This is a genomic window from Mycobacterium sp. HM-7 (assembly GCF_053852335.1).
The window spans coordinates 4,113,765-4,136,148 of the sequence record NZ_CM132657.1 but is presented as its reverse complement, the minus strand read 5'-3'; the positions used below and the strand labels follow the sequence as shown (position 1 = coordinate 4,136,148).

Here is a 22,384-nt window from a genome sequence, read left to right as displayed (position 1 = left end):
AACGGATTTGTGAACGAAACGCAGCGAGACGAATGGAACATGGTGAAACGGACCGTAACGCCGCGGAACGTCGAGTCGCTCTGACCTGCACGGCTGAGACCGTGCGGACGCTATGAAATGCGTACCGGGTAGCTCATAACCCAGAGGTCGCAGGTTCGAATCCTGTCCCCGCTACTAGGTAAAGCGGCCCTCGGAGGACTCTCCGAGGGCCGTTTTCATGCCATTTGTGAACGCGCATGAGGCACGCCACGGGCCTGCCTTCGATGCGGCCCCCCGTGGGTGGCGGCCATTAGTCTTGGCGCTCCGACGTTGGCGTGGCCGATGCGCTCGCTGACGACCTTGGGGCTCACGCCACCCCGCAGAGCTCCGGTGGCATAGCAGTGGTCGGCCGTGCGAATGTCTGTGTCCGGCCCCACTGTGACTACGCCCAGTTTCAACTGGGCGGGCGTGGAGTTGAACGTCGAGTAATGCGCCGGGTGGAATGATGACTATGCAACTATAGATGTCAACTATCCGTTATTCCGATGGATGGTTCTCTTGGGCGAGGGCTGTTAGGAATCGACATGGCAATGGAGTCACCTCCTACGCGTCGGGTCGTTGAGGTGGTCGAACTTCTCGCCGCCAGGGTTGACACGGTGAGCCGGCTCAGCGACGTGGTGCGAGAACTTGGGCTCAATCAGGCTACGGCGTATGCGATTTTGAGTGAGCTGACTGCTTGCGGCTGGGTCACTCGGGACCCAGTTGATAAGTCCTACGCGCTAGGTAGCGCAGTCGCAGGCCTGGGCGAAGCGGCGCGCCGGGTCCGCCCCCTCAACGAGGCGTTGCGCGCTGCGGCGGTGCAACTGTCGCACAGCTTGCGCTACGCGGTGTCCGTATCTGAACGCGTCGATCAGACCTTGGTGATTACCGCTGTCGTCGGGAAACAGGACCCGACTTGGTCGGTGACAGTGGGGGATCGGTTGCCTTTTGCAGCACCTTTCGGTCCTGCGTACGCAGCCTGGGACCCCGAACCGCAGCGCGAGCAGTGGATCGAACGTAGCGGAGTGAAAACTCCCACACTGGTGCGGCATTTGCGCGATTATCTAGCCGAGATTCGCGATCGTGGTTACAGCGTGGAGCGAATGTCTGAGGCAGCGGCCAGGGTCATAGGGGTCATGTCTGAGATGCATGCGGACCAGTTGTCGGATTCGATGCGCGGCCACGTCAGTGCCATGCTCACTGAAGTTACGACCTCGGCAGCATCGAAACGCTCGACCGGTCCGGCTTCCCTGGTCGGAGCGATCGGAGCGCCCGTGTTTCGACCGGGGGGACCTGTGGTGGCCAGCCTGTGCGTGCATCCGTTCGAAGACCTGGGGATAAGGGCGATCCAACGTATCGGGCGAAGCCTTACCGGTGTGATCGCGACGGTCACGTCGGAGAACGTCGATTCGCTCACGTAGATGTTCGGCACGTCAGGCCGACGACACCAGTAAAGCCATACCATCATCCGGGCCGGGATTCTCAGCGCTTAGCTTTTGGTGTGGGCGGGTGTCTTTGGGTGGGTGCTGTCCATGCCGCTGCTAGATGTTGTTGCCTTGGAGTGTTTTTCGCTGGCTGCCTTCGGTTTGGTGGTGTCTCCGGTGCGAGTTGCCGTCTTCGGCTTGGTGCTGGCCGCGTCGTCGCTAGGGGTTGTCGATTGGGTGGCATCTGCGGTGTGGGTGGATGTCGGTTGCGTGCCTTCCTTGCCGCGGCTGGATGTGGATGACTTGGCGCTGTCCGTTGCGCTGGACTTCGATGCGTTGCCCTCAGTCGTTGCTTCTGGCTTGTCCGCGACAGCATGTTGAGCCGCGGTTGGCTCGGCCGATTGAGCGGGCTGCGTTCTGTAGCCAGACGCTTCCGCTGCCGTGAGTTTTGCGCTGGAGCTGGGTGACTTGCTCGTCGTCGTCGATGCAGATAACGCGAGAACCTTCGCCGCGGCTGCTGCTGTGGCGGCGGTGGAAGTGATGCCCGGGGGCTCGGTGGTTACGCCTGTGGAACCCGGCGGCACGGTGATGGGATCAGCTTTTGCGGGGGGCCCGCCGAAGTTGCTCGCAATGGCACCGACGAGTGCCTTGACGGCGCTGACGGGGATGGCGAGGATGCCGGGAACGACATACAGAAGCGCCGCGACGGGGCCTCCGGCGTTGTACGCATCAGCGAGTCCGTTTGCAAAGCTCTGGAAAGCGGGAAATTCGACGGTGAAGCCGGTGCGGGTGAGCTTGGAGTAGGTCACTAGCCATTGGCCGTTGACCTGCTCGTAGTTGTCGGTGTAGTGGCCGTAGCCGTGGATCGTGATGAGGCCGGCGACAGACAGCCTGTCCTGCATGGTCCATACAGCGCTGGCGGTTGTATCGGAGGTCAGGTCGATCTGCGGGTCGTAGCCTTGGTGGCGGGTGTTGATTGCGCTGAGTGTCAATGCCGTAAAGGCGATGAACGAGTCGCGGTTGGGGAAGTAGGGCCCGAAGGAGCCTGTGGTGTCTACTTGGGCGCCGGGGGCAAAGAGCTGGCGCAGGGCCTGCCAGTTCTTGGTATCAACGTCATTGAAGTACGTCGCTTTGAGCATCTCCACGGCGGCCGTCTCGCCGGCAGGATCGGTCACGTTTGCAGAGGCTGCCGAAACAGCCGAGGCCGTCTGAATCGTCGCGGCGCGGGTTATCGGTGCGGTTCCCACGCTGATGGCGGCCACCGCGCCCAGCGCGATCGCAGCGTGCAACACGCGTCGTTCTGCGGTCGCAGTCAGCCGGTGACGATTATGTGGTGCGTCGCGCGTCATTTGTTCTCCTTGTTGAGAGGGACTCAGTGAGGTCGTTGGTTCCTTTGACGGAACGGACCGGCCGACTGGTAGGAAGCCCAGATCGACAGCGGTCCTGTCCCAGGGGACTTGGCTCGCACCCCTCTGCTGCCTTCAAGCGGGACGGCAAGTGCAACAACGCAGCTCGAACCGACACCTGCTGTGGGGCGGGCCACGGTTCGCGCCGATGACGTCTTATGTCGCAACTCGGCCACACTGCGACCGAGCCAACTGTTGAATAATCAACTGCTACGTATCGAATATTTGGATGCTATCCGCGTATGGCCGGGGAGTCAACAGGGACGGACCCCCCGTCGACGTCGGAGCAGACTCGGCGGAAGCCCTTGACCGAGGCCGACGCCACTCCTAGCATGTGTCAAATATATGACCATCGAGATTCGTATATTCAACTCAGCGTCGGATTCGTGACCGTGTGGCTAGGACCTCGGTCCGGATGGGGCCACCGAACCAGATGGGAGTGGCGGTGGATGTGGCGGCCGAGCTGGTGGAAATTGCTGCGATCAAAGAGCTCAAAGCTCGGTACTGCCGACTGCTGGACGCCAAACAATGGGGACCGTGGCGTGCGTTGTTCAGCGACGACTTCTTCAGTGACACTTCACAATCAGGCGGACGCGCAATCATCGGAGCCGATGCGTTTGTGGCGTTCGTACGCAAGAACCTCGGCCGCCCATCCCGGCAGACAGTGCACCAGGTGCACGCGCCCGAAATTGAGATGACATCATCGAGTACGGCGCTTGGCATATGGGCACTCAGCGACGTCGTGGCACTCCTGCCCGGAATCACCCTCACCGGATACGGCCACTATCACGAAACGTACTTCAAGGTCGGCGACCAGTGGCAGATCGCGGCATCGACCCTGACGCGCTTGCGCGAAGACTTGGCAATCGGACCGATCTCGATCCGCGTCTCACCACGCTGGCGCGACGCCGCGGCCTGGCTTAGCGGTATTCGATGACCATGTCGATTGTGCGGCAGGGAACATCGACATCTCGTCTGCAACGTAAACCCGCGGTGCGGACGATCCTGGTCGCAGGAGGGTTCGGACAAGTGGGACGCCACTGCAACAGTGAAGATCGGCGAGTACGGCATTGACTGCGGCGACGGGCACAACGACAGTGTTGGTGATCGGCGCCAGCGGTTTTCTCGGCTCTCACGTCACTCGCCAGCTGGTTCAGAGCAGCGCGAACGTGCGGGTACTGCTGCGGCGTACCAGCTCCACCCGGGGTATCGATGACCTCGATGTTGACCGGCACTACGGCGACCTTTTCGAGGATGACACTCTGCGCACGGCGATGGCCGGCTGCGATGTCGTCTATTACTGTGCAGTCGATGCCCGCATGTGGTTGCGCGATCCAGCGCCACTGTTTCGCACCAACGTCGATGGGCTGCGCAATGTGCTTGAGGTGGCCGCCGCCGCTGGACTCCACAAATTTGTATTCACCAGCACGACAGGAACATTGGCTATCAGCGCATCCGGCGCGGTGACCGAGGACGACCCTCGGAATTGGTCTGGCGGTGGGTCCTACATCGAGTCGAGGGTGGCTGCGGAAGACCTTGTGTTGGATTACGCCCGCACTCGTGGTCTGCCCGCGGTAGCACTGTGTATCTCGACAACCTATGGGCCACGTGACTGGCAACCGACACCGCATGGCTCGGTGATCGCGCGGGTAGCTGCCGGCAGATTTCCGTTCTACTTTGACTTTTCGTCCGAAGTCGTCGGCATCGAAGACGCTGCTCGCGCGATGCTGCTGGCTGCCCAACGTGGCCGACCTGGACAGCGTTACATCATCTCCGATCGGTACATGCACACCAGGGAAGTGCACAGTCTGGCCGCCCGGTCGGTGGGAGCGTCTGTCCCACGTATCAAACTGCCCCTTGTACTGCTCTATTTCGGCGCGCACCTCAATGATCTCACTGCACGGCTATTGCGCCGCGATCTGCCGTTCGCGGTCGTCGGACTGCGCATGGCCGAACTGATGTCACCGCTGGACCATGGCAAGGCCGAACGTGAATTAGGTTGGGCACCAAGACCAACCGAGGCTGCGATCGAAGCTGCGGCCCGCTTCTTCCACGAACAACGCCACGCCCGCAACTAGGTGCGCGCTTCGGCGCCGGTCGCCGGAATCGAATGAAGCGCAACGCGTACACAGCACGCGGCCTGTACGCGAACCGTTGACTCTCGATGAACCTTCGGCTAGATTTCGAATAATCAACTACTTGATATTGATTATTCGTCTTCAGGGAAACTCGTCTTCCGTCGCGGTTCTCGTAAGACGTTGCATCTCAAGGGCATTCTTCCTTGAAGGCGGTCAAGGTTGACTGTCGTTGCGTTACATAAGGGCATCTCGGCACTCACCGATCCACCGGCTCGCACTGTCGGGCCGGTCTGCAGCCGCGCGCATCCCGCCGGCTGCTTTCACCCCACAAGGAGAATGATGTTCCAAACCGGTAATCGTCGGCGCCGATCAAAATCCATCAACGGTCACATGTCTTGTGCTGGTGCGACATTGGGTGCGGCCGCAATACTGGCGGCAGGGATTTCCGCCCCCATCACCAATGCTGACCCATTGCCTCTGCCCAGCCTTTGTACCTATACGACGCCCCAGTCGGATACCGGCGCGGAGGTCGATGCGATCAAACAACTCAAGACCAGCTACTTTGTGAACATCGACGCAAAGAACTGGGATGCTCTGCGCAACCTGCTCGCGCCCAACGTTGTCGTCGACACCACATGTAGCGCAGGCCCCACCTTTGGCGATCGAGACTCATTCATTGCCTTCTTGAAACTGACGCTCGGCGGCGCCAATACGCATCACCAGGGTTCAGATCCCCATATCCACCTCACCTCGGCAACAACGGCTGAAGGACTATGGACCTTGGAAGATGTACTCGTCTTCAACAACACGCTGGGGGTCCACGGCTACGGCCACTACAACGACCAGTACGTGAAGGTGAACGGTCAGTGGGTGGAGAAATACTCGAAACTGACCCGCACTCGGATCGACTTGATCAACCCTGACGGCACCGTGATCCAGGCGAATGCCCCGCTTGATCAGGTCGCCCTCAAGATCAAAGCCCTTCTCGGCCAATAACGATGGCGGCACGGCGGGCAGAGCGCTGGACTTTCAACTCCGAGTCATGTGTCAGGCGGCTGCCCGCCGCGTTACCTCTTGAGTCAGCATGTCCGGCACCTCGCGAGAGCGAGCGATGGCGGAGGACACGATGAAGCTGGTTTGTGACGACGCCCAAGACGATACGAACCGGGATGATGGAGCAACTGAAAAAGCGTGCGTATGGGTTCAGGGTCTGAGAGTGGCTGTGCCGCAAGGGCTAGCCGAGAAAGACTGGCTGCGCTCCTGGATCAGCCCGCGAGCTCGATCGTTCCGCCCGGGATCGCGTCGATCAACATTCGGGTGTAGTCAGACGTCGGGTTCTGGTACACCTGGTCGGTAGGCCCGGAATCCACCACCCCGCCGCGGGACATCACGATCACGTTGTGGGCGATCTCCTTCACCACCGCCAGGTCGTGGGTGATGAACAGATAGCTCAGGCCGAGCTCGTTCTGCAGGTCGCGCAGTAGCGTGAGGATCTGCGCCTGCACCAGGACGTCCAGTGCCGACACTGCTTCGTCGCATACCACCACCTCAGGGTTGAGGGCGAGCGCGCGGGCGATCGCGACGCGCTGCCGCTGACCGCCGGACAGCTCGTTGGGGAAGCGCTGCATGACCGACTGCGGCAGCGCGACCAGGTCCAGCAGCTCCTTCACCCGGGCGGTGCGGGAGGACTTGTCTCCGATGCCGTGGATGTTCAGCGGCTCGGCGATCGCCCGGTAGATGGAGTACATGGGATCCAGTGACCCGTAAGGGTTTTGGAACACCGGCTGCACCCGGCGGCGGAACTCCTTCGCCGCGGCGCCGCGCAGCGACGTGACGTCCTTGCCGTCGAAGTGCACCGTGCCCGAGGTCGCCTCCAACAGCCCCAGCACCATGCGCGCCACCGTCGACTTTCCCGAGCCGGACTCGCCGACCACCGCGGTGGTCGTCCCGCGCCGCAGGGTGAAACTGACATCGTTCACGGCGCGGAAGGTCGAGCCGCCGCGGAACGGAACGGCACCGCGGATGGGGAAGTCCTTGACCAGGTTCGCCGCGACCACGACGTCCTGAGGGCCGGACGACGCCTGCCGGGCGGGTTCGGTGACCTTCAGCTGCAACGCCTGGTCGCCGATGAGCTCACCGCCGGTACGCCGGGAGGCCAAAGAGGGCGCCGCGCGCACCAATCGCTTGGTGTACTCGTGGTGCGGGTCCTGCAGGATCTGCCGGGCAGGTCCCGACTCGACCACCCGCCCCTTGTACATGACGACGAGGTGGCTGGCGCGTTCCGCGGCCAGGCCGAGGTCGTGCGTGATGAGTAGGACCGCCGTGCCGAGCTCGGTGGTCATCTCCTCGAGATGGTCGAGGATCTGCCGCTGCACGGTCACGTCCAGGGCCGAGGTCGGTTCGTCGGCGATCAGCAGCTTCGGCCGACACGCGAGTCCGATCGCGATCAGCGCCCGCTGGCGCATGCCGCCCGAGTACTCGTGCGGGAACTGATTGACCCGCTTGTCGGGGTCGCGCATGCCTGCCTCGCCGAGGAGCGCGATAGCGCGTTTACGCGCGTCGCCCCGCTTCGCCGCGCCATTCGCCAGCAGGGTTTCGCGGATCTGAAATCCGACGCGCCACACCGGGTTGAGGTTGGTGTTGGGGTCCTGCGGGACCAGCCCGACGCCGCTGCCCCGGATCTTCTCGAAGTCGCGGCGGGACGCGGCGGCCAGGTCCTGGCCGTCGAAGAGGATCTGACCGCCGGTCACCTTGCCGGTCCCCGGCAACAGGCCGAGTATCGCGGCGGCCGTGGTCGATTTGCCTGACCCGGACTCTCCGACGATGGCCACCGTTTGCCCCGGGTAGACGGTGAGACTCGCGTCTCGCACCGCGGGCACCGACTTACCCTGCACCCGGAAAGCCACCTGCAGGTCGCGGATGTCGAGCAGCGGCGCGGATCCGCCCTTCGACGTCTGAGACATCAGCGGGTCCTCGCTTTCGGGTCCAGCGCGTCGCGCAGCACGTCACCGAGCATCATGAAGGTGAGCACGGTGATCGCCAGCGCCGCGGCAGGGTAGAACAGGATCGGCGTGCCCTCGCGGAGCAGTTGCTGCCCGGCCGCGATGTCGATGCCCCACGACACGGCGGTGGACGGTAGCCCGATGCCGAGATACGACAGCGTCGCTTCGGTGACGATGAAGATGCCCAGTGAGATGGTGCCGACCACGATCACGGGACCCAGCGCGTTGGGGATGACGTGGGTGAACAGGGTGCGAACCCGGGACGCCCCCAGCGAGCGCGCCGCCGCGATGAACTCCTCGCCTCGGACCGCGATCGCCGCCGATCGGGCGATGCGCGCGATCTGCGGCCAGCTGAAGACCGCGAGCACGATCACCACGGTGAATACGGTGCGGGAACTGATCATCTGCATCGTGACCACCGCCGCCAGGATCAGCGGGATACCGAAGAAGATGTCCGCCAGCCGCGCGATAACCGAGTCGATCCAGCCGCCGAAGAACCCGGCCACGGCGCCGAGCAGACCGCCGATCACGACCACGACGAGGGTGGTCAGCACGCCGACCGCCACCGAAGCGCGGGCGCCGTAGATCGTTCGGGTGTAGATGTCGTAGCCCTGCCGGTCGGTCCCGAGCCAGTGCTCGGAGCTGGGCGGCAGCAGCGACTGCTCGAGCGAACCGTAATGCGGGTCCTGGCTGGTGAACAGCCCTGGGAAGAGCACCACGACGACGATCACCGCCAGCAGCGCCATCGACACGATGAACTGCGGCTTGGTGCGCAGCTCCAGCCACGCCGACTTCCAGAAGCCGGCGGGATCCACATCGGCGGCGACGGCGTCGACAGCGGCGACGCTGACCGCCTCGGGGCCGGCGACGAAACGCTCCTGGCCCGGGTACACGGTGGGTTGGGCCGGGGTCTCAGACATAGCGGATCCTCGGGTCGAGGGCGGCGTAGAGCAAGTCGACCACCACGTTGGACGCCAGGTAGATGAGCACGAGCACGGTCACGAATGACACGACGGTCGACGACTCGCCCCGGATCACCGCCTGATAGATGGTTCCGCCGACTCCGGGGATGTTGAAGATGCCCTCCGTGACGATCGCGCCGCCCATCAGCACACCGAGGTCGGCGCCGAGAAACGTCACCACCGGAATCAGCGAGTTGCGGAGCACGTGGACCAGGACCACCCGCGGGCGGGACAGCCCCTTCGCCGTGGCGGTCCGCACGTAGTCCGCCGAGAGGTTCTCCGCGATCGATGAGCGCGTCAGCCGGACAACATATGCGAACGACACGGCACCGAGCACGAATCCGGGCAGCAACAGGTGATAGAGGTCCAGGTGCCCGCCGACGGTGACGGGGAAGATCTGCCAGCGCACACCGAGCAGGTACTGAGCCGCAAATCCGATCACGAAGATGGGGACGGCGACGATGAGCAGTGTCACGATCAGGATCGTGGTGTCGAACCAACGTCCCTTGTTCAGACCCGCGAGCACGCCGAACGTCACGCCGAACACTGCCTCGACGGCGAGCGCGATGAGCGCGAGGTCGACGGTGACGGGGAAGGCGCGTTTCATCACGTCGAACACCGGCTGGCCCGAGAAGGACATGCCGAAGTCCAACCGGAACACTCCGCTGATGTAGTGCCAGTACTGCAGGTAGAACGGCTGATCCAGGTGATACTGCGCGCGCAGTGTGGCGATCAGCGCGGGCGACATGGGCTTGCCGCCGCCCAGCGCGGAGATCGGGTCGGCGGGCAGCAGGAAGACGAGCGCATAGATCAGGAAAGTGGCGCCGAAGAAGACGATCACCAGCTGTCCGACCCGGCTCAATCCGTATCTCAGCATCGGTTATCCCTTGGGGTTCTCGGCGACGTCGCCCTTGGTGATCTGGGTGAAATCAGCCAGACCGTTCCAGGTCAGCTGGGCCGTCACACCCGGCCCGACGCCGCCGGCCGCGGTGTAGTCCCAGAGCGGGATCACCGGGAGGTCGCGCATCAGGATCGCTTGGGCCTGATTCACCAACGCATACGACTGGTTCGGATCGAGCGCCCGTTCAGCCTCGATCAGTTTCGCGTCGAAGGCCGGCGAACTGTAGACGGGATCGTTGGAACCCGCGCCGGTGACGAACTGGGGCTGCAGGAACTCGATCATCGACGGGTAGTCGCCCTGCCACCCGCTTCGGAATGCGGTCCGAATGGTCCGCTTGGTGATTTCGTCCCGGACCTGTTTGAACGTCGGCTGCGGAGCGCCGTGCGCGTCGATGCCGAGCGTGTTCTTCAACTGATTCGATAACGCGTCCACCCACACCTGGTGATCGCCGTCGGAGTTGTAGGCGACCTCGAACGATCCCGCCCAGGGCGCGATCGTGTTGGCCTGCGCCCACAGCTGTTTGGCTTTGACGGGATCGAACTTCAGCACCTCGTTGCCCGGGATGTTCGCGTCCCAGCCCGGGAGTGACCGGGCGGTGAAGTCCTGCGCCGCGCCGCGGGCGCCGCGGAAGATCGCCTTGATGATCTCGGGCCGGTTGATCGCCATGGAAATCGCCGCGCGTCGCAGGCGACCCTCCTCGCCGCTGAAATGCGGCAGGTAATAAGGGATTCCGAGCTGCAGGTTCTGGGCGGTCGGTTTCGTCAGGGCCCGGCTGCCGAGCACCTTCCGATACGTCCCCAACGCACTCACCGGCACCGTGTCGAGCACGTCGAGGTTGCCGGACTCGAGGTCGGTGTACGCGGTGTCGAAGCTGCTGTAGAAGATGAAGCTCAGGCCACCGTTCTTCGGCTTGTCCGGACCCTTGTAGTTCGGGTTGCGCACCACGTCGAGCTTGACGTTGTGCAGCCAGGCGTCCGGGCCCTTCAGCATGTATGGGCCGTTCCCGATGGGATGCTCGCCGAACTTGGCCGCGCCCTCGGTGAAGAACACGTCGGGCAACGGCTTGAACGGCGTGAACCCGAGCCCCAGCTTGAAGTCGATGTTGGGGCTGGTGAGGCGCACCGTGAAGGTGTAGTCGTCCACCACCTTCAAGCCCGACATCTCGGTCAGCGGGGAACCCTCGGCGGCGACGGCGTCGTATCCCTCGATGGGCGAGAAGAAGCTCTGCTGCAGTTGACCATTGACAGTGGCCGCACCGAAATTCCATGCACGGACGTAGTTTTCGGCCCGCACCGAGGTGCCGTCGGTGAAGGTCCAGTCCCGCTTGAGGTGAACGGTGTAGTGCTGGTTGTCGGTGGTGTCGACGGACTCTGCGTTCGCCAGCACCGGCGTGCCGTCGGCGGTGTAGCTGTAGAGCCCTGTGAACAACGAATCGACGACGCGACCGCCCATGTTCTCGTTGGTGTTGGTGGGCACCAGGCCGTTCTGTGGCTCACCGCCGTTGACGGTGATGATCGCGTCCGGGCCGGTGCCATAGTTGCCGCGCGCGCCTTCCAGGCTGCATGCCGACGCGGCGAGCACCACGGCCGTCGTCGCCACCCACAGGGACCTCGCTGCCCATTTCACCTTGGACCTCCGATCGAGCCTTCACAATCCCACAGCTCGATCCCGTCGGCCATGCAGGAACGCCAGGTGAGAGCCGGCGTTCCCGGTCGGTTCGGCACCCGCGGTGGCGGTGACGTGCCACGATGGAGACAAGACAAAACGATCGAGCGGTGTACCGATGAACGGTATCGACAAGGCGTTGTGGCGCATCGTCGCGCTGATCGCGTTGCTGTTCGTCGTCGCCGTCGCGCTGCGCGGATACCTGCCGGGTGTCGCTCGTCCGGCCGACGAGGAGCCGGCGCACGCCGCGGCCAGCGTGGTCGGCGTCAACACGCTGCTCGTCGTCTCGGTGCTCATCGTCGCGATCGGCGTCATCTCGTCGCTCCGGCGTCCACGGACGGCAACGGCGTCGGCGCCCTTCGCGCTACCAGGCTCGATCGAAGGCAAGCTCGGATGGAGGCCGGTGCGCCGCCTGGTGCTGATCGGGGTGAGCGCATTCCTGGTCTGGTTGGCGCTCGTCCTCCTGCTGGCCCATCTGCAGCTGCTGCAACTACCGGAGCTGCCGATCCCACAAGCTCCGCGGAACAGGGCACCGGGCAGCGCGCCGACCACGACGGTGCCACCTCCGCCGCCTCCATCACCGGTGCCGCCTCCGCCGCCGGAGCACCGTGTGTTCGGCTACCTGCTCGCCACCGTGGTGGTGATGCTGTTGCTCTGGGGCGTCGCCGCCATGGTTCGACGAAGCCGGCGGACCAATGCGCCGTACCTCCCTGCCGGCGACGGGGCCGAAACTCCTGTCATCGAGTCGACGCCGGAATCTCTGACGCGCGCGGCGGAATTCGGCCTCGCAGAGATCGATGACCGCAGCCGGGGGCCACGGGAGTCGATCATCGCCTGCTACGCGGCGATGGAGCGTGCTCTCGCGGACGCTCCCGGTGCCGAACCGCAGGATTCCGACACCCCTTCTGAAGTGCTGGCTCGAGCTGTCGAACACCACGCGCTGCATGCCGGTAGCGCAACCGAACTCGTGGATCTGTTCGCGGAGGCTCGGTTCAGTCCGCACGTCATGACCGAACGCCACCGTGAGATCGCCGCGCAAGCCCTGCGGCGGGTGCTCGCCGAACTGCGGAGCCTCGCATGAAGAGGCTTGTGGTCGTAGGGATTTCGCTGGTGGTGGCAGCGGAGTTGATTCCGCTGCTGCTCGGCGATCGCGCAGCGGTCGGATGGGCCTCCGCGGTTGTCGCGGTACTGGCACTGCTGGCGGTCCGTCGCAGGCTGGCTGCCCGCACACCCGCACCGGCTGAGCCTGTCGCGAATGACGCGGAGGAGTCGTTGCAGGACTGGATGGTTCGCACCCAAGCGCTGATCCAGTGGTCGGAATCCACTCGCGGGGACTGGGACCACCACCTGCGGCCAACGCTGGCGCGCGAATTCTTCATGGCCACCGGCGCGCAGCAGGCGAAGGATCCGGCCGCGATGCAAGCGACCGGCCGGATGGTCTTCGGCGATCAACTGTGGCAGTGGGTGGATCCGCATAACGTGCTCCGTGCTTCGCGCGGGGAGCCGGGACCCGGCCGAGCCACGCTCGATGAAATTCTGCATCGATTGGAGCGGCTATGACGATGCCCGCCGAGTTGACCACCGCCCACTCCGAGGCAGTGCTGGACGAGATCGAACGTGTGGTGGTGGGGAAGCGCGCCGCGCTCACCCTCATCCTGACTGCCGTGCTTGCGGGCGGGCACGTGCTGATCGAGGACCTGCCGGGGCTGGGGAAGACGCTGATCGCCAAGTCGTTCGCCCGGGCCCTCGGTTTGTCTTTCACCCGTGTGCAATTCACGCCGGACCTGCTGCCTGCCGACCTGCTCGGATCGACCATCTACGACATGCAGTCGGGCCGGTTCGAGTTCCGTCGCGGGCCCATCTTCACGAATCTGCTGCTGGGCGACGAGATCAACCGGACACCGCCGAAGACCCAGGCGGCACTGCTGGAGGCCATGGCGGAAAGCCAGGTGAGCATCGATGGCGAAACCCACAGGCTGCCTGCACCGTTCATCGTTCTGGCCACTGATAACCCCATCGAATACGAAGGCACGTACCCGCTCCCGGAGGCGCAGTTGGACAGGTTCGCGGTCAGGGTCGAATTGAAGTACCTGTCGGGCGCGGACGAAACGGTGATGCTGCGCCGCCGCCTGGAACGCGGGTCTGCCGAACCGATGGTGACGCAGGTTGTCGACGCCCACGATCTGCTTGCCATGCGGGAGTCGGTCGAGCAGGTGACGGTGCACGACGACGTCTTGCACTACGTCGTGTCGCTGGCGGCGGCAAGCCGCAACCACCCTCAGGTGGTGGTCGGCGCCAGCCCGCGAGCAGAACTTGACCTCGTTCAACTCGCACGTGCCCGTGCCCTGCTGTTCGGCCGGGACTATGTGATCCCCGAGGACGTCAAATCACTTGCCGTTCCCGTGATTTCGCACCGCATCAGCCTCAAGCCGGAGATGTGGGTGCGCAGTGTGCACGGTAGTGACATCGTGGCGCAGTTGCTACAGCGTTTGCCTGTGCCGCGCACGCGGGGCGGGTCGGTGTGACGAACACGCCCGAGCCACACGGAGTCGAATTGCATTGGCGTGCATCGCCACTGGCATTGGCAATTGCGACCTGCGCCGGGGTGGCCCTCGCCGCGGCGGTGCTCGGTCCGCGGTGGCAGCTCATCGCCTTCGCCGCCCCGCTGCTGGGCGTGCTGTGTTCGATCAGTTGGCAGCGCCCGTCCGCCACGGTGTACGTGCACGGGCGGCCCGCCCTGGTGCGGTGTTTCGAGAACGACGACACCCAGGTGTCGGTGTGGGTCACGACGGAAACGCCGACCATCGCGGCCGAAGTCACGGTGTCGGTCACGGCCGGAATGGGTGTCGAGGTTCTCGAAGGCAGTCCCGCGCAGCTGAAGACGGTCTCGGTGTCCGCCGAGCGATGGGGCCGGTACCCGGTGCGGGCCACGGTCGACGTCGTGGCCGGCGGCGGACTGTTGGCCGGGACCGGCGGCGTGGACGTCGCCGAAGTCTTTGTCTTTCCCATCGCCCCGCCGCAATCGACGCCGATACCGCGCATCGAATTGCCCGACCGTCTCGGCACACACCTCACGCGCCACGTCGGTCCGGGCGTCGAATACGCCGATGTCCGCGCCTACCTGCCCGGCGATCAGCTGCGCACCATCAACTGGCCGGTCAGCGCCCGTCGGGGCCGGCTGCACGTCACCGAACGGCTGACCCACCGTGCCGCCGATGTGGTCGTGCTGATCGACACGAGCATGCAGCCTCCCGGTCCGGCCGCTGCCGCGATGGAGCGGGTCGTGCTGGGCGCCGCCCAGGTTGTGCAGAGCGCGCTGCGAAATGGTGACCGTGCGGGCATCGTCGCGCTCGGCAGCATGCGCCCGCGGTGGATCGGCGCCGACATCGGCCAGCGCCAGTTCTACCGCGTGCTCGATGCCGCGATGTGCGTGGGGAATGAATACGAAACGACCACAGGCACATTGGCGCCGCGCGCGGCCGTACCTTCGGGCGCGATCGTGTTCGCCTTCTCGACCTTGCTGGATACGCCGTTCACGTTGGCGTTGACCGAGTTGCGTGGCCGTAGGCACACCGTGGTGGCCGTCGACGTGCTGGAAGGGCCTCCGTTCGACGGCGAACAGGATCCGACGCTGGCACGCATGTGGGCGCTGCAGCGGCATGCGATGTATCGCGACATGGGGATCGTCGGCGTGGATGTGGTGCCGTGGTCCTCGACGGTCACCCTGGACCAGGCACTCCGGTTGATGCCGGCGCGCCGGCGGGCCGCGAGGCGGTGACGCCATGACGGCCGATGTGGCAACCCGCTCGGATCAGCCTGGTGCGCGGATACTTTCGACCGGATTCGGTGTCGTCATGGTCGCGGTGGCCGCCGTCGACGCCCACGGCCCGGCCGTCGTCGCGGTGGTGCTGGCGCTGGTGGCGGTCGGTGCCGGACTGCTGTTTCGAGTGGCGGCTACGGGTGCGGTGTTGCTCACGGTGGTGGCTCTGGCCGTATCCGATTCGCCTCCGCTGGTCGCGGCACTGTCTGGGCTGTCGGCGACCGCGTACCTGTTGCTGCGTCATGCCGCGGGAACTGGCGTGGTCACCATGACCAGGACGACATTGGTTGCGATGCTTGGGTTTACGGTCGCAGGGTTGGCCGCCACCGCGGTGCGACTAGACCTCCCGTGGCTGCCTCTGCTGGCGCCGCCGGCGGTGGTCGTCCTCTACTGGCTGGCGTTGACCCCGCACAGTTCGGGTGCGCCGTAACGACATCGGCGATCAGAAGGCCGACAGCACGTCGGTCAGCCGGAGCGCGACCTTGGCCCGCCGAGAGGCCAGCTGCCGCGCCGAGCGCTGGATCTCGGCGGTCTGCTCGGTCCGGACCGCCTGATACCGCCGGAGCGCCGCGGCGACGTCACCGCGTTGCACATCGGCCAGTTGGCGCGCGAGCTCGGCGCCGTCCTGGATGGCCTGATTGGCGCCCTGCCCACCGAACGGCGTCATCGGGTGCGCGGCATCGCCGAGCAGTGCGACGCGCGCGGTGGTCCAGTGCTCGATCGGGTCACGGTCGTAGACCGGGTGCATGTACACCGGACCGGTAGCGCCTCGGATCAACTGGCCCACCACGGGCTCGAAATCGTCGAATTGCCTTGCCAGGGCTTTCAAATCCGCGCGCGCCGACCACAGATGCAGTGGTGGTTCGTCGACGCCTAGGGTCGCGTCGACCGCTACCTGCCGGCCCGCGCGCACCGGCATCGCGATGACGTGTTTGGCGTAGTCGGCCGAATGCCACGACCGCAGACGGTCATTGGGGCGGCTGCCGAGGCACTCGAGAGGGCTGACGGCCCGGAAGATCACCGAACCGCAGTAGTTGATTTCGTCGGCGCTGAACAGCGTGCGCACGGTGGAGCGCAGTCCGTCGGCACCGATCACCAGCGAAGTCCGGATGACGGTGCCGTCGGCGAACGTGAGCGCGACGTCATCGTCGTGCTCGGAGAGGCCGGTCAGTCGGTGCCGCAGGCGCACCGGGTCGCTGCCGAGATGCGCGACCATCAGAGCATGCAGATCGGCCCGGTGGACGGTGCGCGGCGACAGCTCGGCGTCGGCATAACCGAATTGCCCGTGTTCGGAGCCCACCTCAGGAGTCGCCGCATAGTCGGCCACTGACTCGACGTGGCCATCTTGATCGTGAGTCCCGAAAAAACGTGTCGCCGAGGATATCTGGTTGAACTTCTCGAGCATGCCCCACTCGTCGAACAGTCGCAGCGTCGGTGGCGAGATTCCGAGCGGACCGCCGACCTCGCCGAGCTCACGGGTCTGGTCCACCACGATGGCGTGGTGGCCATTGTGCTGCAAGGCAATTGCCGCAGCGAGGCCGCCGAGTCCGGCCCCGACGACGACGGTAGGTGCGGTGGTGGTGTGGTCTGACACAGTGCGTGCCTTTCTACAGATGGGTGAAGCGCGCCAGGCCCTCGGCATCGAGGGTGAGCGGGGGCACGATGTCCGGTCGGTGGCTGACGACGGTGCGTACGTTGCAGATCGGCAGCCACAGCCCGGCGCTGATGATGTGCTGTTGTATGTCGTGCACCAGCTTTCGGCGCTCGGTGGGGTTGGGGCAGCCCAGTTGCGCGTCGAGCAGGTCGTCGAGCTGGTCGCGTTCGACGCGACACATCGCGTTGCGTTGATCGACGGCGAACTGAAACCGCAGCGCGTCGGGATCTGTTGCGGTGTAATAGAAGAACCGGAAATCGTAGGCGCCCGTCTGCTGCCGTGACCGGAGTTCGCCGAAGTCGACGTCGTGGAGAACCAGCTCGACTCCATGGCCGGCCCACTGCTCGGCAATTGCAGCCAATAGTTCGGCGTCGACCGGGGAGAACGAGCTGTTGAACACCACCTCGAACCGCAACCCGTCGGCCTCGGCGGCATCGAGCAGCCGCCGTGCCGTCGATGGATCGTGCCGAAGCCGGGCTGAACAATCCAGGTGGTGCAGCGCGGCCGGCGTGAGCACCGAGCCGGCAGCGGTGTAGCCGCACGACGCCAGGATCGGGCGCAGTCGTTCGCGGTCGACCAGGAGCGAGAGCGCACACCGGATTCGGGGATCGGCGAGCGGTCCACGGGATACGTTGGGACACAGTCCGTAACTGATTCCCGGATTGTGGATTTCGGCGGCGAGGAAGCCGTCTGGAGAATCGGTGCGCACGTCGGCGAGTCCGGCGTCGTCCGTCACAAAGAGCAGACGGTTCTTGCCGCTGGTGAGGCACCCCGGGTCCGCCTGCACCCACGCTCCAGTGCCCAGCCGCAGGGTCCCGGCCGACGGCTTGCTGACCGCCAGGTTCACGCTGGCCAGGCTGTGCAGAAACGCGGCGTTGTGTCGGTCGAACCGGAATACGACTGTCTCGCCGCGAGTTTCCACACCGGACAGCCCCGTCACTGCGGCAACGGCCGACGGCGGGGGAGCGAGGCCGGCAAGGTCGGTCATGATGTCGCAGAAGCTGTTTCGGACCGAATCAGCAGTGAGCGGTACGCCATCGGAGAATTGCCGGCCGGGCGAGATCGTCAGTTCCACCGTGAGCGGATCGGGACGATGCCACGCCGAGGCCAGCCACGGCCGCAGCTGCGCGGTTGCCGGGTCGATATCGACGAGACTCTCGAACACCTGTCGCACATAGGTTTTCGAGATGCCGTTGTAGGCCAGGCGCGGATCGACGGTGAGCTGACCGGGCGGCCAGGCGAAGACGACGTCGTGCGTCATGGTCGGACCTCTACTCGGCTGGCCGCCGGCCGTGCCGCGACGGACGCGATGACACCGACCACGGCGATGAGCACCCCGGAAAAGATGAACAGGTGGTGCGCGCTGTCGAAGCCGCCGATTGCCGTCGCGCCGACGGACACTCCGATGGCCGCGCCCAGCGCCCGCAGGTAGTGGTACACCGCGGAATCGAACGTGACCCGGCCGGAGTTCGTCAGCACGTTCGTGGCGAGCGAACTCCACAGGAGGCCCATGGCGCCGCCCATCACCGTGGCACTGATCAGCAACGAACTCATGTGGTCGGTGGTCACCGCGACCCAGCAGCCGGCCAGCGCCAGGCAACCGGCTCCGTAGGCCACCAACCGGGTGTTCTTCGCGTCGTCACCAGGGCGGCCGAACCTCGAGATCGGCAACAGGCCCGCGACCAGCGCCATAGGTAGGAGAACGAGCGCCGCCCGGTAGGAACTGAACGACTGCACCCGTTGGAGGACGTAGATCACCACCAGGGTGAAGACGTTGGTCGCGATGCCCGCCACGAAGACGATCAGGAAGCTGCGATACAGAATCGGACTGCGCGCTCCGTCACCGGCCGACGACCGGCAGGCGCCGATGACCAAGACCCCCAGCACCGTGGCCAGCGCGCTCAACAGCACCTTGGTCGTCACCTCGGTCGTTGTCCCGGCGGCGAGGAAGATGACGACCTGCGCGAGCCCAAAGCCGACGATCAACGCCGCGCCCCGGCGGGAGCTGTCGGGCGCAGCTTCGGGTTCTCGTGCTTCTGCTCGTGCACCCCACGCCAGTAGCGGAATCGACGCGAGCGTGGTGAGCACCGTCTCGTACGGGAAAGCTCGCCAGCCCCACGTGTCGTTGAGCACTGCGGTGATCAACGGCGAGCACAGCGCTGAAGCCGACACCACCAGCCCCCAGGTGCCGAGGAACGCCGTGTGGTGATCGGGATAGAACTGCTGTCGTGCGATCCGGAACAGCTGCGGTGCCAGTACCGCCGACGTCGCGCCCTGCAGGAACCGGACGATGATGAGCGCCCAGAACGAAGGGCTGAGGCTCGCAGCGACGCCGAGTACCGCGAGCGCGGCGGAACTGACGTAGAACGTGGTGATCGGCGGAAAGCGGTGCAACAGCAGGCCGGCCGGCAGCAGGGTTGCACAGAACCCGGCCAGGAACGCCACACCGACGTTGGCGGCCAGGCCGTAGGGCAGGTGAAAGAAGTCCGAGATCGACGCGTTCAGGAGAACGGTCGCCGAGGAATTCGAATAGAGGGTGTACTCAGCGAGGTACAGCGACGCCGCAACGGCGTAGAGAGATGGCTTCATTTCTCATTACAGGAAAGGGAACGTTCGGGCAGCGAGAGTCAGCGCGCGAATTTGTTCAGGGGCGCCAGGCGGGCGCGGTTCCAGATCGAGGAAAGAAATGTCGGGGTGCACGACGAGTGTGCCCGCACCATGGGTGCGGGAGCCTTGTCCGAACGAGCACCCACGCCGGCGACTATACCGGTCAGTGCCGGCTGGGCCGCCATCGCGTGAAGTCAGAATCCCGGTGGCAATATTTGCCGGAAACGCACCGCAGCCTGGTGTGTCGTCGTGGCTGCGATTGCTGAATTCGACGTATTTGCTGGTCAGAGGTTTGTCTTACTTTCCTGTATACAGGTAGGATGCGTAGATGCTGATTCGCCGCCTCCGTAGCTCAGGCGTTGCTGGCGCTGTGATGCTGCTGACCGTCACGGCCCCGCTCATCATCACGAGCGCGGCTCCGGTGGCGGTCGCCGATGACTGCCCCGACGCCGAAGTCATCTTCGCGCGCGGCACCGATGAGCCGGCGGGAATGGGCCGGGTCGGTGATGCCCTCGTTGACTCGCTGCGCAAGCAGGCCAGTGGCTTGACCATCCGGTCGTACGCGGTGGACTACAAGGCCACCATCACGCAGCGGCACAGTGGTGAGGGCGCCAAGGACGCTATCGACCACATCAAATCCACCGCGGCCGCCTGTCCAGACACCAAGATCGTTTTGGGCGGCTACTCGCAAGGCGCGAGTGTGGTCAACATCGTGGCCGGCTTCTCCGGTATCAACTGGGGTAGCCCGCTGCCGGCCGAGTATGTGAAAAACGTTGCGGCGGTTGCGACTTTCGGCAATCAGGCCGACCGTACCGATGGAGCGCCGCCAACTCAGAACTCCCCGCTGAGTCCCAAAGCGATCGACCTGTGTAATCCCGCCGACCCGATCTGTCACGCCGGTGCGGGCAATTCCTGGAGTGGGCACACGCAGGGCTACGTCCCGGCGTACACCGATCAGGCCGCTGCCTTTGTCGCGTCCAAGCTTCTTGCCGGGTCCGCTCGGACCATGCCCGGCTACGGTTCGCAGTTCCCCGCGTATGCCCCGCAGTCTGGACCCAGCCCCCAGATGGGCTACGGCGCTCTGCCGGGACCGCAGCCGTCGTACGGCCCGCAGCCCGGACCTCCGCAGACGTACGGCACGCAACCCGGTCCGCAGGCGGGTTACGGTTTGCAGCCGCCCAGTGCGGTTCCCTCGGCCGCTACGCCGACGTCGCCGGCTCCCGCCCCTGAGTTGTCATAGCGCGTTCCGCAACGGGGCTGGAAACCGCCTCAGACGCCGATCTTGACGAAACTGCTGCAACTGATGCGACGGATGAGTCACTCGTGGTTCGCCGAATGCGCGGTTTTGTGAATCCTGCGGCGCCGTTCGTCATGGGGGATAATGTGAAGTCGCTTTGCGTTCCCTGTGCCCGGCGGGCTCTGTGCCCGCGAACGTCGTCGCTGCGTGGTGGGAAGGTCGTGTGAACGGATGAATGCGCTGAATCACGATCATCGCCACACGGGCCCGACGCCGAGCCCTGAACCTGAGCATTGACCGCATCTCGTGACCGTTCTGAGGCGCCCGGCAGCCCTGAAATCAGGTGTCTCACCGTCGGTGTCGTTTGGACTAAGCCGCCGGCAGTGGCAGGTTGCCGAGCTGCTCGTCGCGCAGTTCACCGACCGTGAAATCGCCGACGCGCTATTGATCACCCCAAAGACTGCCGGCCACCATGTGTCGGCGATTCTGACCAAGCTCGGGGTGCCCACGCGTGTGGCGGCGCGTCAGAGGTTGCTGGAGGCCCGGGGTCAATCCGTGCTCGACGGTGAGTACGCCATTCAGTTGAGCGCTCGTTGCCTTCGCCGTCCCCAACGCTGCTCGACTCAGAGCAATCCTTTTGGCCTCACCAGTCGTCAGCTGGAGATCGCCGAACTACTGGCCGACCGGCTCACCGACAAACAGATTGCCGACATCCTGGTGATCAGTCCAAAGACGGTGAGCCATCACGTCGCATCCGTACTCACCAAGCTTGGTGTCACCAACCGCAGTGCCGTCAGACGCATCGTCCGGCCGGATCGGGGAACGGATGCCGCGGCTCAACGATAGGCGGCTGACACAACGGCCATCTTGTTGAGCGTTTGTTGAGCGGAGGCGAGCCGGCGTTGAGCCACCGTTGAGCCCGTTGCGGATAGTTGGTATCGACGCAGACCGCTCTAGTCGAAGGGTGATCGATGCAGCAGCGAGTATCTACCTACGTATACGCCGACGATCCGATCCTGCAGGCCGGTGTGGTCAGCCAGCTTCGGTTGAGACCGGAGATCGACATCGTCGCGGCTGCCGAGTTGAGCCGAGCAGAAGTCGCCGTCGTGGTGGCGGACTCGCTCGACGCGCAAACGCTCCGTGTTCTACAGGCCTTGCAGCGAGCCGACATTGAGCACACCGTGCTGGTGACCAGTGCCGTCGACGACACCACTGTGGTCAGTGCGGCCGAGGTCGGTGTGAGTGGCCTGCTGCGACGCTCGGATGCGACGCCCGAAGTGCTGGTGCGCGCCATCCAGCAGGTGGCCAACGGCGATGGGGTGCTGCCTTCGGACCTGCTCGGGACACTGCTGGGTCAGGTCGGGCGGTTGCAGCGTCAGCTGCTGTCGCCGCAGGGTTTGACGTTCTCGGGGCTGACGGATCGTGAGACTGCGGTGCTGCGCCTCATCGCAGACGGCCACGACACCAACGAGATCGCCCAGGAGCTGTGCTACAGCCAGCGCACGGTGAAGAATGTCCTGCACGACGTGACAACACGGCTCCAGCTGCGCAACCGGTCGCACGCCGTCGCCTACGCCGTCAGAGCTGGATTGATCTGAGCGTCGAATTTC

20 protein-coding genes are annotated in these 22,384 nt (G+C 64.8%); 12 read left to right on the top strand and 8 right to left on the bottom strand.

Going from position 1 to position 22,384, the window contains the following annotated elements:
• Window positions 1-602: 602 nt before the first annotated feature.
• Window positions 603-1,439, top strand: coding sequence for an IclR family transcriptional regulator (locus ACWW1C_RS19935; protein WP_455980002.1), 837 nt, complete (start codon window positions 603-605; stop codon window positions 1,437-1,439).
• A gap of 68 nt (window positions 1,440-1,507) precedes the next feature.
• Here ACWW1C_RS19935 and ACWW1C_RS19930 read toward each other — a convergent pair whose 3' ends face one another.
• Complete coding sequence (locus tag ACWW1C_RS19930; protein ID WP_455980001.1) at window positions 1,508-2,791, bottom strand: nuclear transport factor 2 family protein; 1,284 nt, start codon at window positions 2,789-2,791, stop codon at window positions 1,508-1,510.
• 490 nt (window positions 2,792-3,281) lie between these two features.
• Here ACWW1C_RS19930 and ACWW1C_RS19925 point away from each other — a divergent pair, with 490 nt between their 5' ends.
• The 3 genes from ACWW1C_RS19925 (at window position 3,282) to ACWW1C_RS19915 (ending at window position 5,922) form a co-directional block, all read left to right on the top strand.
• Window positions 3,282-3,785, top strand: coding sequence for a nuclear transport factor 2 family protein (locus tag ACWW1C_RS19925; protein WP_455984367.1), 504 nt, complete (start codon window positions 3,282-3,284; stop codon window positions 3,783-3,785).
• 163 nt (window positions 3,786-3,948) lie between these two features.
• Window positions 3,949-4,926 carry an NAD-dependent epimerase/dehydratase family protein gene (locus ACWW1C_RS19920; RefSeq protein ID WP_455984366.1) on the top strand — a complete coding sequence of 326 codons (978 nt, stop codon included), beginning with the start codon at window positions 3,949-3,951 and terminating at the stop codon, window positions 4,924-4,926.
• 339 nt (window positions 4,927-5,265) lie between these two features.
• On the top strand, window positions 5,266-5,922 hold the full coding sequence (locus ACWW1C_RS19915) for a nuclear transport factor 2 family protein (protein ID WP_455980000.1): 657 nt from the start codon (window positions 5,266-5,268) through the stop codon (window positions 5,920-5,922).
• 269 nt (window positions 5,923-6,191) lie between these two features.
• On the opposite strand, the gene ACWW1C_RS19910 is transcribed toward ACWW1C_RS19915, so the two are convergent.
• From ACWW1C_RS19910 to ACWW1C_RS19895, 4 genes are read right to left on the bottom strand one after another with little or no spacing between them, the layout of a single operon-like run.
• Window positions 6,192-7,889, bottom strand: coding sequence for a dipeptide ABC transporter ATP-binding protein (locus ACWW1C_RS19910; RefSeq protein WP_455979999.1), 1,698 nt, complete (start codon window positions 7,887-7,889; stop codon window positions 6,192-6,194).
• Window positions 7,889-8,848, bottom strand: coding sequence for an ABC transporter permease (locus tag ACWW1C_RS19905; RefSeq protein WP_455979998.1), 960 nt, complete (start codon window positions 8,846-8,848; stop codon window positions 7,889-7,891). Before ACWW1C_RS19905 ends, ACWW1C_RS19910 begins: the two co-directional genes overlap by 1 nt.
• Complete coding sequence (locus ACWW1C_RS19900; protein WP_455979997.1) at window positions 8,841-9,767, bottom strand: ABC transporter permease; 927 nt, start codon at window positions 9,765-9,767, stop codon at window positions 8,841-8,843. The genes ACWW1C_RS19905 and ACWW1C_RS19900 overlap by 8 nt, the downstream gene beginning before the upstream one ends.
• Window positions 9,768-9,770: 3 nt before the next feature.
• Window positions 9,771-11,390 carry a peptide ABC transporter substrate-binding protein gene (locus tag ACWW1C_RS19895; RefSeq protein ID WP_455979996.1) on the bottom strand — a complete coding sequence of 540 codons (1,620 nt, stop codon included), beginning with the start codon at window positions 11,388-11,390 and terminating at the stop codon, window positions 9,771-9,773.
• 184 nt (window positions 11,391-11,574) lie between these two features.
• Between ACWW1C_RS19895 and ACWW1C_RS19890 the strand changes: the two genes are divergently transcribed.
• From ACWW1C_RS19890 to ACWW1C_RS19870, 5 genes are read left to right on the top strand one after another with little or no spacing between them, the layout of a single operon-like run.
• Window positions 11,575-12,537 (top strand): DUF4129 domain-containing protein, encoded by a 963-nt coding sequence (locus ACWW1C_RS19890; protein WP_455979995.1) that lies wholly within the window; start codon window positions 11,575-11,577, stop codon window positions 12,535-12,537.
• Window positions 12,534-13,016: a hypothetical protein gene (locus ACWW1C_RS19885; RefSeq protein ID WP_455979994.1), complete on the top strand. Its 483-nt coding sequence runs from the start codon at window positions 12,534-12,536 to the stop codon at window positions 13,014-13,016. Before ACWW1C_RS19890 ends, ACWW1C_RS19885 begins: the two co-directional genes overlap by 4 nt.
• On the top strand, window positions 13,013-13,981 hold the full coding sequence (locus ACWW1C_RS19880) for an AAA family ATPase (RefSeq protein WP_455979993.1): 969 nt from the start codon (window positions 13,013-13,015) through the stop codon (window positions 13,979-13,981). The genes ACWW1C_RS19885 and ACWW1C_RS19880 overlap by 4 nt, the downstream gene beginning before the upstream one ends.
• 29 nt (window positions 13,982-14,010) lie before the next feature.
• Entirely contained in the window at window positions 14,011-15,234 is a 1,224-nt protein-coding gene (locus ACWW1C_RS19875; RefSeq protein WP_455979992.1) for a DUF58 domain-containing protein, read from the top strand.
• Window positions 15,235-15,238: 4 nt separating this feature from the next.
• Window positions 15,239-15,706 carry a hypothetical protein gene (locus ACWW1C_RS19870; RefSeq protein WP_455979991.1) on the top strand — a complete coding sequence of 156 codons (468 nt, stop codon included), beginning with the start codon at window positions 15,239-15,241 and terminating at the stop codon, window positions 15,704-15,706.
• Between the two features lie 12 nt (window positions 15,707-15,718).
• On the opposite strand, the gene ACWW1C_RS19865 is transcribed toward ACWW1C_RS19870, so the two are convergent.
• From ACWW1C_RS19865 to ACWW1C_RS19855, 3 genes are read right to left on the bottom strand one after another with little or no spacing between them, the layout of a single operon-like run.
• Window positions 15,719-16,870 (bottom strand): FAD-dependent oxidoreductase, encoded by a 1,152-nt coding sequence (locus ACWW1C_RS19865; protein ID WP_455979990.1) that lies wholly within the window; start codon window positions 16,868-16,870, stop codon window positions 15,719-15,721.
• A 13-nt stretch (window positions 16,871-16,883) separates the two neighbouring features.
• Window positions 16,884-18,191 (bottom strand): ABC transporter substrate-binding protein, encoded by a 1,308-nt coding sequence (locus ACWW1C_RS19860; RefSeq protein ID WP_455979989.1) that lies wholly within the window; start codon window positions 18,189-18,191, stop codon window positions 16,884-16,886.
• Window positions 18,188-19,519, bottom strand: coding sequence for an MFS transporter (locus tag ACWW1C_RS19855; protein WP_455979988.1), 1,332 nt, complete (start codon window positions 19,517-19,519; stop codon window positions 18,188-18,190). The genes ACWW1C_RS19860 and ACWW1C_RS19855 overlap by 4 nt, the downstream gene beginning before the upstream one ends.
• A gap of 346 nt (window positions 19,520-19,865) precedes the next feature.
• On the opposite strand from ACWW1C_RS19855, the gene ACWW1C_RS19850 reads away from it, so the two are divergent.
• From ACWW1C_RS19850 to ACWW1C_RS19840, 3 genes are all read left to right on the top strand, one after another.
• Window positions 19,866-20,777 carry a cutinase family protein gene (locus tag ACWW1C_RS19850; protein WP_455979987.1) on the top strand — a complete coding sequence of 304 codons (912 nt, stop codon included), beginning with the start codon at window positions 19,866-19,868 and terminating at the stop codon, window positions 20,775-20,777.
• A gap of 354 nt (window positions 20,778-21,131) precedes the next feature.
• Entirely contained in the window at window positions 21,132-21,620 is a 489-nt protein-coding gene (locus tag ACWW1C_RS19845) for a LuxR C-terminal-related transcriptional regulator (protein WP_455979986.1), read from the top strand.
• Window positions 21,621-21,745: 125 nt separating this feature from the next.
• Window positions 21,746-22,372 carry a LuxR C-terminal-related transcriptional regulator gene (locus ACWW1C_RS19840; protein WP_455979985.1) on the top strand — a complete coding sequence of 209 codons (627 nt, stop codon included), beginning with the start codon at window positions 21,746-21,748 and terminating at the stop codon, window positions 22,370-22,372.
• Window positions 22,373-22,384: the final 12 nt, after the last annotated feature.

Excerpts from the sequence above, each read along its gene's own strand:
- ACWW1C_RS19930 (WP_455980001.1), bottom strand. The coding sequence starts at position 2,791 with ATGACGCGCGACGCACCACATAATCGTCACCGGCTGACTGCGACCGCA.
- ACWW1C_RS19925 (WP_455984367.1), top strand. The coding sequence starts at position 3,282 with ATGGGAGTGGCGGTGGATGTGGCGGCCGAGCTGGTGGAAATTGCTGCG.
- ACWW1C_RS19915 (WP_455980000.1), top strand. The coding sequence starts at position 5,266 with ATGTTCCAAACCGGTAATCGTCGGCGCCGATCAAAATCCATCAACGGT.
- ACWW1C_RS19910 (WP_455979999.1), bottom strand. The coding sequence starts at position 7,889 with ATGTCTCAGACGTCGAAGGGCGGATCCGCGCCGCTGCTCGACATCCGC.
- ACWW1C_RS19905 (WP_455979998.1), bottom strand. The coding sequence starts at position 8,848 with ATGTCTGAGACCCCGGCCCAACCCACCGTGTACCCGGGCCAGGAGCGT.
- ACWW1C_RS19900 (WP_455979997.1), bottom strand. The coding sequence starts at position 9,767 with ATGCTGAGATACGGATTGAGCCGGGTCGGACAGCTGGTGATCGTCTTC.
- ACWW1C_RS19890 (WP_455979995.1), top strand. The coding sequence starts at position 11,575 with ATGAACGGTATCGACAAGGCGTTGTGGCGCATCGTCGCGCTGATCGCG.
- ACWW1C_RS19885 (WP_455979994.1), top strand. The coding sequence starts at position 12,534 with ATGAAGAGGCTTGTGGTCGTAGGGATTTCGCTGGTGGTGGCAGCGGAG.
- ACWW1C_RS19880 (WP_455979993.1), top strand. The coding sequence starts at position 13,013 with ATGACGATGCCCGCCGAGTTGACCACCGCCCACTCCGAGGCAGTGCTG.
- ACWW1C_RS19870 (WP_455979991.1), top strand. The coding sequence starts at position 15,239 with ATGACGGCCGATGTGGCAACCCGCTCGGATCAGCCTGGTGCGCGGATA.
- ACWW1C_RS19860 (WP_455979989.1), bottom strand. The coding sequence starts at position 18,191 with ATGACGCACGACGTCGTCTTCGCCTGGCCGCCCGGTCAGCTCACCGTC.
- ACWW1C_RS19855 (WP_455979988.1), bottom strand. The coding sequence starts at position 19,519 with ATGAAGCCATCTCTCTACGCCGTTGCGGCGTCGCTGTACCTCGCTGAG.
- ACWW1C_RS19850 (WP_455979987.1), top strand. The coding sequence starts at position 19,866 with ATGCTGATTCGCCGCCTCCGTAGCTCAGGCGTTGCTGGCGCTGTGATG.
- ACWW1C_RS19840 (WP_455979985.1), top strand. The coding sequence starts at position 21,746 with ATGCAGCAGCGAGTATCTACCTACGTATACGCCGACGATCCGATCCTG.